Annotated in this window: 8 protein-coding genes; 4 read left to right on the top strand and 4 right to left on the bottom strand. The window is 69.2% G+C overall.

Going from position 1 to position 13,054, the window contains the following annotated elements; translation table 11 throughout:
- Positions 1–12: 12 nt before the first annotated feature.
- The 3 genes from BDK89_RS13510 to BDK89_RS13520 all read right to left on the bottom strand — a co-directional run bounded on the left by BDK89_RS13510 (position 13) and on the right by BDK89_RS13520 (position 4,896).
- Entirely contained in the window at positions 13–1,005 is a 993-nt protein-coding gene (locus BDK89_RS13510) for a Gfo/Idh/MocA family protein (protein WP_133869439.1), read from the bottom strand.
- Positions 1,006–1,033: 28 nt separating this feature from the next.
- Positions 1,034–1,693 carry a PAQR family membrane homeostasis protein TrhA gene (trhA, locus tag BDK89_RS13515; RefSeq protein ID WP_133869440.1) on the bottom strand — a complete coding sequence of 220 codons (660 nt, stop codon included), beginning with the start codon at positions 1,691–1,693 and terminating at the stop codon, positions 1,034–1,036.
- A gap of 65 nt (positions 1,694–1,758) precedes the next feature.
- Positions 1,759–4,896, bottom strand: a complete 3,138-nt coding sequence (locus BDK89_RS13520; protein ID WP_166657575.1) for an ATP-dependent DNA helicase UvrD2 — start codon at positions 4,894–4,896, stop codon at positions 1,759–1,761.
- Between the two features lie 158 nt (positions 4,897–5,054).
- On the opposite strand from BDK89_RS13520, the gene BDK89_RS13525 reads away from it, so the two are divergent.
- Positions 5,055–6,995, top strand: a complete 1,941-nt coding sequence (locus tag BDK89_RS13525) for a M15 family metallopeptidase (protein WP_166657576.1) — start codon at positions 5,055–5,057, stop codon at positions 6,993–6,995.
- Between the two features lie 6 nt (positions 6,996–7,001).
- Here the strand turns inward: BDK89_RS13525 and BDK89_RS13530 are convergent, their stop codons facing one another.
- The gene (locus BDK89_RS13530) at positions 7,002–8,615 is read right to left on the bottom strand and encodes a glycerol-3-phosphate dehydrogenase/oxidase (protein WP_133869443.1); all 1,614 of its coding nucleotides are present in this window, start codon (positions 8,613–8,615) and stop codon (positions 7,002–7,004) included.
- A gap of 114 nt (positions 8,616–8,729) precedes the next feature.
- Between BDK89_RS13530 and BDK89_RS13535 the strand changes: the two genes are divergently transcribed.
- The 3 genes from BDK89_RS13535 (at position 8,730) to BDK89_RS13545 (ending at position 13,020) form a co-directional block, all read left to right on the top strand.
- Positions 8,730–9,956, top strand: coding sequence for a sensor histidine kinase (locus BDK89_RS13535; protein ID WP_133869444.1), 1,227 nt, complete (start codon positions 8,730–8,732; stop codon positions 9,954–9,956).
- A complete protein-coding gene (locus tag BDK89_RS13540) occupies positions 9,953–10,621 on the top strand; it encodes a response regulator (protein ID WP_133869445.1) in 669 nt (222 codons plus the stop codon). The genes BDK89_RS13535 and BDK89_RS13540 overlap by 4 nt, the downstream gene beginning before the upstream one ends.
- Before the next feature lie 227 nt (positions 10,622–10,848).
- Positions 10,849–13,020, top strand: coding sequence for an LPXTG cell wall anchor domain-containing protein (locus tag BDK89_RS13545; protein WP_133869446.1), 2,172 nt, complete (start codon positions 10,849–10,851; stop codon positions 13,018–13,020).
- The last annotated feature ends 34 nt before the right edge of the window (positions 13,021–13,054 follow it).

Consider the following 13,054-nt stretch of genomic DNA (forward strand, 5'->3'; position numbering starts at 1 on the left):
AGGCGTGTGCCGCTAGGCCGTCGGCCGCGGCTGCAAGCCGGCCGCCCGGTAGCAGGCGTCGATGATCTCCATGTTCCGCACGCCGTCGGCGGTCGTGGTCGGAAACGAGGTGCCGTCGACGATCGCGTCGCGGAACGCCACGAGCTGGTGGAAGTAGGTCGTCGACGAGTCGGCGATCTCGTAGCGGATCCGGTCGCCGGTGTCGACCACGAGCGTCGCCCCGTGCTGGGGAGCCAACGGGTTGGTCACGATCAAACGTCCCTGCTCGCCGATGACCCGGAGCCACGCCTCGACCTGGTCGCCTGCGGCGATCATCGAGGACTGGATCGAACCGGTGATGCCGGAGGGCCAGCGCAGCTCGGCGGTGAGCGAGCCGTCGATCTCGTCGACGGGGCACACCGCCTCGGCGGACACGACCTCGGGATCGGCGCCGGCCGCCCAGCGCACGAACTGGATCGAGTAACACCCAAGATCCATCGTGGCGCCGCCGCCGAGCGCCAGGTCCCAGCGGATGTCGTCGCGTCCGATCCGCCCGTCGGGGATGTCGAACGCCGCGTCGATCCGGTCGATCCGTCCGAGCTCACCGCCGTCGATCACGGTGCGGATCCGGTCGATGAAGGGGTGGTACCGCCAGTGGAACGCCTCCATCACGACCACGTCGCCACGCTCGGCGGCGGCGGCGATCGCTCGGGCGTCGTCGGCATTCGCTGCCAACGGCTTCTCGCACAGCACGTGCTTGCCGGCGTCGATCGCAGCAATCGCCCATTCACGGTGCAGCGATGCCGGTGTGCCGATGTAGACGGCGTCGACCTCGTCGGATGCCAGGAGCTCCTCGTAGCACCCGAACGCCAACCCGGCTCCCCACTCGTCGGCCGCAGCACGCGCCCGGGCGTGGTCGCGTGCCGCCACCGCGACGAGTTCGACGCCGTCGACGTCGGGAAGCGGATCGATGATCGCCCCCTTCGCGATGCGAGAAGCGGCGATCAGGCCCAAACGAATCGTCATGACGCCGGAAACTACCCGGCCGGGCGAGTCAGGCCGCGACGAGCGTCGTGACAGCACCGAAGTGCAGCGCCGCGGCCAGCACCGTGAAGCCGTGCCAGACCTCGTGGTAGCCGAACACCGAGGGCCACGGATCGGGCCGACGGAGCAGCAGCACGGGGAACCCGATCGTGTAGGCGAGGCCGCCGGCGACGACCAGTGCGATCTGGAGACCGCTCAGATGTGTGCCCAGCGCCGGCGTCGCGACGACGGCACACCACCCCATGATCGGGTACAGCGCGTAGCCCAGCCACGACAGCGAGCGGAACGCCGCCAGCTTGATCACGATGCCGAGGAGGCCGAGCCCGCCGACGACCGACAGCAGCGGGATTCCCCAGGCGGGTGGCAGCGCGAGCAGGCAGATCGGGACATACGTGCCCGCGATGAGCAAGTAGATCATCGAGTGATCGAGCCGCTGCATGATCGTGCGGGCCCGCACGGAGTGGGCGAGCCGGTGATAGGCGGCGGAAGTACCGAAGACGGCGAGCAGCGAACCGACGTAGACCGCGGCGGCGACACGCGCCGATGCATGGTCGGCGGCGAGGATCAGCAGGACGCCTGCGGGGATCGCCAGGACGAACGCCCAGGAGTGCAGCAACCCGCGCCACACGGGACGAGGCGCCGTCAGCACGTCGAGCCGCTCTGTGGTCATGGGCCCGACGGTACCGCACCGTCGTCCCGAACTGCAGACGGACACGAGGTGTTCACAGTGGCGTCTCAGTCCGGTTGCGGCGGCGTCATCGCGTCGCCGACGACGGCCAGGACCGATTCGCCGTACTGCTCGAGCTTGGCGGGCCCGACGCCTTTGACCCGGGCGAGCTCGTCGAGCGACGTCGGACGTCGGTCGGCGATCGCCGCCAACGTCTTGTCGTCGAAGACCGTGTACGCCGGCTTGCCGTTGCGGGCGCGGTCGCGGAACCGACGGAGCAGGTCGAAGACCACGACACTGCCGGCATCGACCTGGCCGGGTCGGGCACCCAGCTTGCCGCGCTGCTTCCCGATCGTCTCGACCGACGCGCCGATCCGGAATCGCCGTGTGCTGCCGTTGCGCTCGGCAACGGCAGCATCGGGTTCGATCGCCGTCACGACCCACTCCTGCCCCTGGTCGACGATGGTGAGCCCCGCGACGGCGATCACCGTGCCGCGGTCGAGCAGTGGGTGGTCGGGGGCCGTGCGCTTGGCCTTCGTCACCCGTTCGGCACGCTGGGGTCGGGGCGGTTCGGGGTGCAGTTCCGACGGGTCGGGCGGTTCGGTCGTGAGCTCGTCGACGAACGGGCTCGGTGTACCGCCGGGCACGACGGTGAGCGACTGCGACGCTCGGGTGATCGCCACGTGGAACAGTCGGCGCTCCTCCTCGTGGTCGTCGGCGAGCCGGTGCGGGAACTGGTCGGACGCCGCCTGGTGCACGACGACGTGCGGCCACTCCTGACCCTTCACCCGGTGCACGGTGGCCAGGGTGACGCCGGCGGAGGGACGGCGAGCGCCGAGGGAGCCACGCAGCCACGACTCGAACCCGTCATCGGCCCCGGACGCGGCGTGCAGCGCAGCGAGTTGCCGGAGTGCGGTCAGGTCGTCGCCTTGCGCGCCACGGTTCATGCCGTGGCGGGTGTCGTCGAGCGTCGAGACGGCGCCGCCGAGTCCGATGTCGTCGACGAGCGTCGCGATGATGCGGTCGGTCGGCGCCCGCCGGCGCACCATCGCCGTGAGCCGGCGGATGTCGCCGACGAACTCACCGAGCTTCTCGGCGTCGCGTTCGTTGTTGAGCCGGTCGGCGAGGCGCTGGAGCGAGTCGGGGTCACCCTGCTCGGTCACCCATTCCATGATCCGGGGGTGGAGCGAGCGCGACGGACGCCGCATCGCCTCGATCAGGTCGTCGGGGGCGAACGGACGCCCCGAGGCGAGCCGGAGCCACGCCAGCGCGGCGCGCACCGAGGTGCGATCGGCGAACTCGGTGCCGACGCCACCGTGCACGCCGATGCCGGCTGCGCCGAGCGCGACCTGGACCGGAGCGAGCAGGGCGTTGACGCGGGTGAGGACCGCGACGTCGGCGGGTGACGCCCCGGTGTCGATGGCTGCTCGAACGGCGGCAACCGTCGTGGCGACGGTGTCGTCGCCGTCGTCCACCGTCCAGGTGCCCGGAGCGTCGGGTCGGGCCCGGATCGTCTTGTCGACCCGGCGCCGGTTGTGCCGCAGCAGGCGGTCGGCGACCTCGACCACCGGTTCGGGGCAGCGGTAGTTGACCTCGAGCGGATGGTCGCCCGCGCCCGGGAACCAGCGTGCGTAGTCGATCAGCCAGCCGGGGTCGGCGCCGTTGTACCCGTAGATCGTCTGGTCGTCGTCGCCCACGCCGAACACCGATCCACCGCCGGCGCCGAGGAGCCGCACGAGGAGGAGGTGCGCGGGCGTGAGATCCTGGAACTCGTCGACCAGCAGCAGGCGGCACGCCCGCTGGGCCGCTCGGCGGGCGGCCGGATCGGCGAGCAACGTGGCGATCGCGAGGTCGATCTGTCCGTCGAAGTCGACGACGCCGCCGCGGTCGAGTTCGGCCCGAAACCGCGGGTACATCTGCGCGAGACCGTCGACGTCGCCGCCGTACCGCATCTCGGCCTGCTCGGGCGGAACGAGACCGAGCCGGACGAGGCTCAGCGCCTCGATCCACGGCGCGATCGGGTCGACGTTGCGGCGACGTGGTGTCTGCACGAACCGCTGGATGACGCGTCGGACCTCGGGCTCGTCGATCGTGGTGCGGCGGCCGGCGGTCGGAGCGAACGGTGGCGTGCCGTTGACGATCGCCAGCGCGATCGAGTTGAGCGTGCGCACCTGGACACCGTCGACGTCGGCGAGCCGCTCGGCCATCTCGATCTGGGCCCGCTTGTTGAACGCCACCAGACAGATCGCGCTCGGCGGGACGTTCCAGCGGGTGACGAGGTGCCGGGCCCGCTCGGTGAGGACCCGTGTCTTGCCCGAACCCGCCGGCGCGATGATGCGTGCCGACCCGGTGCCGTGGGTGACGGCGGCGAGTTGATCGGGTGCAAGCTCGGCGGTGCTGTCGTTCGGGCCGGGGCCCGTGAGGCTGCCGTGTTCGATCGCGACGCGACCGACGACGTCGACCCCGTCGATCGATGCGTGATGCCGTGTCGGACCGCCGTCGAGCCACAGCGGCCGACCGTCGGCAGCGGTCACGTCGGCGTCCCCGCCCGCTGATGCTCCGGCAGCGAGCGCCTGATCGACGAGCAGCCAGCGGGGATGTTCGTCGTCGCGGGCGTCGACGGCGTTGGACCACACGAGGTGGTGCAGCTCGTCGAGGAGGAACTCGTGCTCGACACCGACCTCGTACGCGGGACGGGTGTCGACCTGGGCGGGCGGGTCGTCGAAGGCAGCGGCGAGTTCGAACACGACGCCGGTCGCCGACGCCGCCGCCGTACGCACCTGGTCGAGCATCTCGGCCGGCGATGCGAGCACCGACTCGTCGATGGTGATCCGGGTCGCATCGAACCACTCGGGTGGTGCGACGGCACCCGCCTCGACGACGACGTTTCGCCCGAGCGCATGCGGCCCTCGCCGCAGCGCGACGGAAGCCTGGGCGCGTGTCGCGGGTGCAACCGGGCGTCCGGCCGGACGGCGACGCACCGCCGTCGATGACGTCGATGTCGTCGATGGCGCCGATGACGTGGGACGGGACTCGAACAGCGGCTCGGCGGGTGGCGGCGCCGGCGGCGCCGCGTCGTCGTCCGGTCGGGCCGGGTCCGATCGGGAGGGGCCTGCGGACTGGTTGCCGCTCTGCTGATCGGCCCAGCAGCGCTTGACGTCGGCCGGGCGCTCGTGCGCGCCTCCGCAGTACACGCAAGAGATCACGCGGCCGACCATACCGAAGGGGTGCGCGCCCGCGGCCCGCCCTCAAGCCCGTCGGGCGATGTGCCGATGAGACCCGCGGTGGGATTCCCGCACGGCAATGTTACGGTTCCATGACCACATTACGGTTTGATGACGAAGCGGGCCCGCTCAACAGGACCATGACGATCACCTCACGACTTCTCCGCACCGCGCTCGCCACCTCGATGCTGGCCACGAGCGCACTGGCCCTCTCGGCCGCCACCACGACTCCGACCGTCGGCGCCCTCGACGACACGCCCTGGACCCTGCCGGTGACGCCGCCCCGGTGCTCCGTCGCCCAGGCCGAGTCCGGCGACGTCGCCGACTGCCTGATGGTCTTCTACGACGACCCGTCCGAGACGGGCTGGGGGCTCCCTCCGGCACCCGGCGTGGGTCCGGGCTGGAACTGGCAGGGCTACTGGTACAACGGGTCGGTCGCCCTGACCGACTGGGAACGCACCCAGATCGTCACGAATACCGAATCGGTCGCCGGCATGTCGCCCGGCACGCTCCAGTTCCACAAGTACTCCCAGCCCTTGTTCGAGGGCTTCCTGAACGAGATCGAAGAGAACGGCTACGACGTCCAATACGCCGTCGGCTACTCGTTCCGCTGCATGAACAGCTCCGGCGGGTGGAGCTGCCCCTCCGGCGACCCCGACGACCTGTCCAACCACGCCTGGGGCCTTGCGGTCGACTTCAACTCGGCCACCAACCCGATCCGTTCCTACGCCGGTATCGACGGCAAGACAGCATGTCAGACGCCGATGGAGACCGACATGCCCCGCTGGGTCATCCAGACCGCCGAGAAGTGGGGGCTCTACTGGGGTGGCTACGGCTGGAACAGCGGCTGCCAGAGCACGACGACGCAGCGCACGACGGTGTTCCGCGATCCGCCGCACTTCGAGTTCCGCGGCACGCCCGAGATGGCCGCTGCGATCGCTGCGCACAACATGGAGAACGACCCACGCCGGCAGTGCTTCGAGACGGTCACCGACGACGGGGCAACCGTGGAGCAGTGCAACCTCACCGGCGTCCCCGAGGCCGAGTGGCGTCTCCCGGTCGACACCGACGCCCCCGCCGGCGCAACGGCGGCGATGATCAACCTCACGGCGACGCGGTCGTCGGCAGCGGGCCACCTGTCGCTCGAGACGTGCGGACCGGTCGACGACCACGGAACCTCGGCGGTCAACTTCGGTCCCGGCGAGACCGCCGCCGCCATGGCCGTCGTACCGGTCGACGCCGACGGACGCTTCTGCGTCTACCGGTCGACGGCCGTCCACAGCGTGGTCGACGTGGTCGGCTACCTGACCGACTCCGGCGAGCGTCTCTGGTTCGAACCGTCGGCTCCCGAACGCCTCCTCGACACCCGACTCACCGAGACCCGGGCGCCGGTCGCCGACCAGGCCGCAGCGCAGGTGCCGACCGACGACACGGCGGCCCGCATCGCGAACCTGACCGTGGCGGCCAGCCAGGGTCCGGGCCATGCGCAGGCGGCCAAGTGCGCCGACGTGAACACCACCCCGTTCTCCAACATCAACTACGTCGAGGGCACGACTCGCGCCAACATGGTGCTCCTCGACAACGACGTCGACGGCTCGTGCGTCTGGGTGCACACCGCGACACACGTCATCGTGGACGAACTCGGCCGGCTCCTGACCCAGGATGGCCTCGGCTGGCAGGTCGATGCGGCCCGCCGAGCACTCGACACCCGCCTCTGCACCGAAGCGTTCTGCGGCGACAAGCCGTCGGGCGGTGACGCGTTCGAGGTCGATCTCGGCGTCGACGCCCCGGCCGCCGCCGTGACGCTCACGATCACCGGGGCGACCGCCCCGGGTCACGCCTGGGCCGGGCCGTGCGACGAACTGGTCGACGGCGTCGCTCCGACGAGCAACGTCAACTACGTGCCGGGATCAGCGGTCGCGAACATGGCCGTCGTGGCGCCCTCCGACGGGATCGTCTGCGTGTACCTGCACGCCGACGCCCACGTGGTGATCGACGTGCAGGCCGAGCTGGTCGACGACCGAACCGTCGGCCTCCGCCCCGTGACGCCCGACCGCGTCCACGACAGCCGGGAGCGCTGACGCCTGTCAGGCGTCGAAATACTCGTCGAGCCGCAGTTGGGCGTCGTCGCCGAACAGGATCTCGGCGACTTCGCGCAGACCCGGTGACGACGCAATCGCCTCGTCGCTGACGACGAGGTCGATCTTGGAACGACGACGCATGAAATCGTCGAGCCGGACGATCATCTCGTGCTCGGCGGCGTTGTACAGCTCCGCACGCAGATAGTCGGCCGACCCCATGATGTCCTCCCCCATCCGGGGGTCGGCACGGATCGCTTCGAGCATGTCGAAGGCGCGGCGTCCGTAGCGGCGCCACAAGCGATCCGACAGCGGTTCGGTGTCGGGCTTGGAGCGGAGGCGATCGAGCTTCATGAGCCGCGCCTGACGGAAGAACTCGTCGCGCGTCGCCGTCGCCGGTTCGCCGTACCAGTTGCGCAGGTCGCGCTCGAGCGGCACGCCGAGGTGTTCGACCTCGCCACAGACCTCTTCGCCGACGTTGAGGCAATCGGTGAGCTTGCCACCGAACACGGTCACGACGCTGCGGTCGTCGTCTCGTTCGATCTCGTGCTTGCGCGACAACGACGTCCAGTCGACGTCGCGCTGATCGCCCGCACCCCGCTTGACGACCAGCGGGCGGACACCCGATCGTTCGGCGATCACGTCGTCGACCGTGAGCGGCTGATCGAGGTCGAGCCGGGCGTTGATCTGCTCGAGCAGGAAGGTGCGATCGTCGTCGTCGACCTCCGTGAACGGGGTGTCGATGCGCGTGTCGGTGGTGCCGATCACCGATCGTCGCCCCATCGGGATCACGTAGAAGAGCCGTTGGGTGTCGTCGAAGAACCCCAGCACGCGGTCGTGCTTCGTCGTCGTGAGGCGCGGGACGACGAGGTGGATGCCCTTGGAGTAGACGATGCGGTGCTCGGTCGTGAGTCCCCACTCCTCGTTCAACCCGTCGACGAACGGTCCGGCTGCGTTGACGATCACCCGCGCCGACGTCTCGAACTCCTCGCCGCTGTCGACATCGCGAAGCCGTGCGCGCCATCGGTCGCCGTCACGTTCGGCCGACACGAGTTCGACGTAGTTGGCCACGCTCGCGCCGGCCTCGATGGCCGAGCGGACGAACGAGAACACGAAGCGGGAGTCGTTGTCGACCAGATAGGCGTCGTAGTACTCGATCGCACCGCGGATGTCGTCGGTCTTGATCACCGGCTCGGCCGTCTCGACCTTCTCGGGCGAGTAGACCTTCGGTCGCTTGGTGCCGAACTGCCCGATCCCCCAGTAGGCGGTCGCTCCGAGGCCGGCGAACCAGGGCGCGTACGGCGCCGTGGTGCCGAGGGAGGCGAGGAACCCGATCTCCTTCACATTGTCCGGGTACGCCTTCATCAGACGGTTGCGGGAGCGGCAGAGTCCGAACACCAGCGGCAACTCGTAGTTCTCGAGGTACTTGAAGCCACCCCACACCAGGTTGGACGACTCCTGTGACGTGAAGCCGCCGAAGTCGCCTCGATCGATGAGTGCGACCGACGCGCCACGACCTGCGAGCGCCGCCGACGAGACCGCACCGTTGATGCCCGCACCGACCACCAACACGTCGAAGAGGCCGTTCCGCATCGTGTCGATGTTCGTCTGCCGGAGGGTCATGCCACCAGCGTCGCACGGACTCGCACCGAACCCCAACACTCGTCCCCGAGAACGACGTCACATCGTCCTGCCGACCGATGATCGGACCTGCCCGCGTGGCTACCGTTGCCCGGGATGAGTGTGCTGTCGCGCTGGTGGCGGTCGTTCCGTAGGGCGACCGAGGAGCACCCCTTCGCTGCCGACGTCGCGTTCGCGGCCATTATCGGCTTCTTCGCGCTCACCGGTCTCGTCAACGCCGTGGAAGTCGGCTCACAGCGTTCACCCGACGCCTTCGCCGTGGTGCTCGTGTTGTGCCAGACGGCCGCGTTCGCATTCCGCCGCCGTGCGGTCTGGTGGTCGCTGCTCGGGGTCGTCGCGTTCACGATCGTGTTCTGGGTCGCCGACTACGCGTCGAACTTCGACGCGTTCACGCTGCTGTCCGTGTACGCGGCGACCGTGCACGGCGGCGACGACCGCCGTCGCGTCTGGCGACGTGTGGGCGCGGCGGTGCTGGTGCTCACCGCCGTCGTCGTCCTGGGCGTCTTCGCACCCCAGGAAGACCTGCCGGCGATCGCCCTGTTCGGCATCGTCACCATCCATCTGACGGCCGCGTTCGTCGGCGAGGCCGTCTACGACCGCCGACGTCGGATCCTCGAGCTCCAACAGCGGGCCGAGCGCGCCGAAGCGGAGCGCGAGCTGTTGGCTCGCCAGGCCGTTCTCGACGAGCGCAGCCGCATCGCACGCGAGATGCACGACATCGTCGCCCACGGCATGAGCGTCATGGTGATCCAGGCCGGCGCCGCCGAGCGCTCGCTCGACCACGATCCCGAGGCGACCCGGACCGCTCTCGGCACGATCGGCACCGTCGGTCGTGATTCGCTCGCCGAGATGCGTCGGCTGCTCGGCGTGCTGCGCGGGAGCGATGCCCCGGGCCTCGAACCGCAGCCGACGCTCGCCGACGTCGAACAGTTGGTGAAGCAGTCGTCGGCGAACGGCACCGTCGTGTCGCTCGAGGTCGAAGGTGAGGCACCGGTGACGTCGGCCAGTCGCGAGGTGGCCGCCTACCGGGTGATCCAGGAGGCGCTGACCAACGTGCTGAAGCATGCCGGGCCGACCACGACGGTGAGCGTCAGGATCACCCACCGGCCCGACGGCACCGAGATCCAGGTCGACGACGACGGACGTGGCACCACGTTCACCGAACTCGATCGCGCCACCGGGCAGGGCATCGTCGGCATGCGCGAACGGGTCGAACTGTTCGGCGGCACACTCACGGCCGTGCCCCGCGCCGGCGGCGGATTTCGCGTCCGCGCGCACCTGCCACCGAGCTCGGTCACCACCCGAACAGGAGCCATCCGATGATCCGAGTCGGCGTCGTCGACGACCAGACCCTCGTGCGAACGGGATTCGCCATGATCCTCGACTCCGAGCCGGGCATCGAGGTCGCGTTCCAGGCGGCGGACGGGCGGGAGGCGATCGAACTCGCACAGCGACACCGCGCCGACGTCATCTTGATGGACATCCGGATGCCCGAGCTCGACGGGATCGCCGCCACGCGGGAGATCACGTCGTCGACCGACGCCCGGATCCTGATCCTCACCACGTTCGATCTCGACGAGTACGTCTACGCCGCGGTCCGCGCCGGAGCGAGCGGCTTCCTCCTTAAGGACACACCACCCGACGAGCTGGTGCACGCTGTTCAGGTCGTCGCGGACGGCGAGGCGCTGCTCGCCCCCTCGGTGACCCGCCGCTTGATCGAGGAGTTCGTCGCCGGATCGTCGACGCTCACGCCGGCCCCCGGACTCGATCAGCTGACCGACCGCGAGCAGGAGGTGCTCAGCCTCATGGCGCGGGGCTGGTCGAACGCCGAGATCGCCGGCGAGCTCATCCTCGGCGAGACGACGGTCAAGACCCACGTGAGCCGCGTGCTGTTGAAACTCGACGTCCGCGACCGCGTCCAGGCCGTGGTCGCGGCGTACGAGTCGGGACTGGTTCGCCCGGGCCAGCACCCGACGACCGGCACGTGAGACGCGTTCCTTTCACCGAGTGACCACTTTGAGTGCTCGTGCAACCGATCTTCGTGAGCGTTACTCGGATACCGTCAGCAATTTCTGAAGATATGGCAGATCAGTTGACAGAGAGCTGGCATTCCTGAGTACGGTGCGTGAGCAAATCCGGCGGGGAACCTCACAGCGTGTTGCAACGAGGCCCCGCCACGGTGCCACCGACGGTGGCAGAGCGGGAAAGGCAGCCCATGTTCCGACGAATCCTGATGTTGATGACGATGCTGATCGGTGGCGTCGTCGTCCTGGCGCCACAGTCGGCGTCGGCACACCACCCTGAAGTCAGCGGCTCCGCCGAATGCAACGACGACGGCTCGTGGACCATCACCTGGACGGTCCGGCCGTGGGCCAACCAGCCCAACTACGACTGGAAGATCACGAGCAGCAACGCCGACCTGTATTCCCCCCAGGGGCGTCAGCAGGCGGTGGGCAGCAGCCGCTTCATCCGCACCGAGGTTCGCCCCGCCACCGACCAGTGGGAGACCGAGACGGTGTCCGCCAGCTGGTACGACGGCAGCCGTCACATCGCCGGAGGCACGCGCACGTCGGCTCGGGTGTACCGCCCGGACGGCTGCACGTCGAACTGGACGTACCCCGCCCCCGACTGCTCCGCACTGACGGTGACGTACCCCGAATGGTTGCCCGCCGGACAGGCCAATGACGTGAACGTTCGGATCGAGAATCTCGACAACCCGGGCGAGAAGATCACCCTGAACTTCCACAACGACGACGGCGACTGGAGCGGCACGCAGGCCTTCGAGTTCGCATCGCACCCCAACTGGCCCGGCTGGACCTACTTCCAGGTCGAGTGGGCGCAGGTCGCCGGCACGAACTACCACTGGGAGGGCGAGGTGTCGTGCGGTCAGCCGACGACCACCACGACGACGACGACCACCACCACCACGACCACGACGACGCTGCCGTGCGAGTACAACCCGCAGCTGCCGCCCGGTCACCCCGACTGCGTCCCGCCCACCACCACGACCACGACCACGACGCTGCCGTGCGAGTACAACGAACAGCTCCCGCCCGACCACCCCGACTGCGTCGAGCCGACGACCACCACCACGACCACCACGACGTTGCCCTGTGAGTGGAACGACCAGCTCCCGCCCGACTCGCCCGACTGCCAGCCGGACGTCACCATCACGGTGATCTGTGCAGAGCTGTCCGTCACGGATGAGTTCGAGACGTACTGGTACGAGGTCACGAACAACGAAGACGTCACCCTGGAAGTCACCTGGGCCGGCGGCTCGGTCGTCCTCGACCCGGGCGCCAGCAAGATCGTCGGCGCCGACCAGAACGGCGTCGCCATCTCGGTGAACGGTGAGATCGTCGCCACGGCCGACTCGCTCGACACGAGTTCGACCGACCCGGCGACGAACGACGACATCTGTCAGATCGACGTCGAGTTCACCAAGGACGTCGAGGGCCCCGGCCCCGATGCCGACACCCTCTACACGATCAAGGTGTCTCGCCTGTCCGTCGACGGCGAAGTCGCGGAGTTCGAAGAAGAGGTCACGTTCGATCTGCTCGACAACGAGAGCAAGATCGTGCCGCTGCCCTCGACCATGAACCCGCTCGGCATCGAGTACAAGATCGAGGAGATCGCCGACGGTGGTGCCAGCCTGTCGGCCGTCAACCCGAACTCGTTCGTCCTCGACGGTCACCGCGGTGAGACGATCAGCGTGGTCGTCGTCAACTCGTTCGCCTCGGTCGAGATCGAGAAGGACTCCTCGGCGACCACGGTGTTCGAAGGCGACGAACTCAACTACACCCTCGACGTCACCAACACCGGTGTCCTCACCCTCGACCCGGTCGTCGTCGACGACCTGCTCCCGGCCGGCGTCACCTACGTCGACTACGAGGTCGAGGGCGACGCCGGATCGTGCAGCCTGACGCAGGCCGCCAAGCCGCAGCTCGTCACCTGCACCTTCGACGACGCCTTGGCCCCCGGCGCCGAAGCGCCCCGCATCACCCTGCTCGTGACGGTCGACAGCATCGACCCCGGCGAGCAGATCGTGAACCAGGCCCGGGTGCGCGGCACCTACGAGGCTCCCGAAGTGAACGGCAACGCCAACTTCCTCGACGAGGCCGCCGGCCTGTCGTGCGAGCCCACCGAGGGTGAAGTGTGCGACATGTCGCCCCGAGCCGGCGTGACGGGCGGGACGCCCACCACCACGTCGACGGCGTCCGGCGGCCCGACCACCACCGTGGTCGGCTCGAACTCGGCCACGACCACGATCGCCGCCGAGCTGCCCCCGACCGGCTCCAACGGCACGAACACGATGGTGTGGCTCGGCGCCCTGCTGCTCGGCGCCGGTGCGGCGATCAGCCTGCTGGTCCGTCGTCAGACCGCCTGACGATCACCCACTGACCTACCCCGCTGAAACGGGT

The sequence above is a fragment of the Ilumatobacter fluminis genome (assembly GCF_004364865.1).
In the GTDB taxonomy this organism is placed as follows: Bacteria; Actinomycetota; Acidimicrobiia; order Acidimicrobiales; family Ilumatobacteraceae; genus Ilumatobacter; species Ilumatobacter fluminis.

Coding starts and splice junctions, on each gene's coding strand:
- BDK89_RS13510 (WP_133869439.1), bottom strand. CDS start 1,005: ATGACGATTCGTTTGGGCCTGATCGCCGCTTCTCGCATCGCGAAGGGG.
- trhA (WP_133869440.1), bottom strand. CDS start 1,693: ATGACCACAGAGCGGCTCGACGTGCTGACGGCGCCTCGTCCCGTGTGG.
- BDK89_RS13525 (WP_166657576.1), top strand. CDS start 5,055: ATGACGATCACCTCACGACTTCTCCGCACCGCGCTCGCCACCTCGATG.
- BDK89_RS13530 (WP_133869443.1), bottom strand. CDS start 8,615: ATGACCCTCCGGCAGACGAACATCGACACGATGCGGAACGGCCTCTTC.
- BDK89_RS13535 (WP_133869444.1), top strand. CDS start 8,730: ATGAGTGTGCTGTCGCGCTGGTGGCGGTCGTTCCGTAGGGCGACCGAG.
- BDK89_RS13540 (WP_133869445.1), top strand. CDS start 9,953: ATGATCCGAGTCGGCGTCGTCGACGACCAGACCCTCGTGCGAACGGGA.
- BDK89_RS13545 (WP_133869446.1), top strand. CDS start 10,849: ATGTTCCGACGAATCCTGATGTTGATGACGATGCTGATCGGTGGCGTC.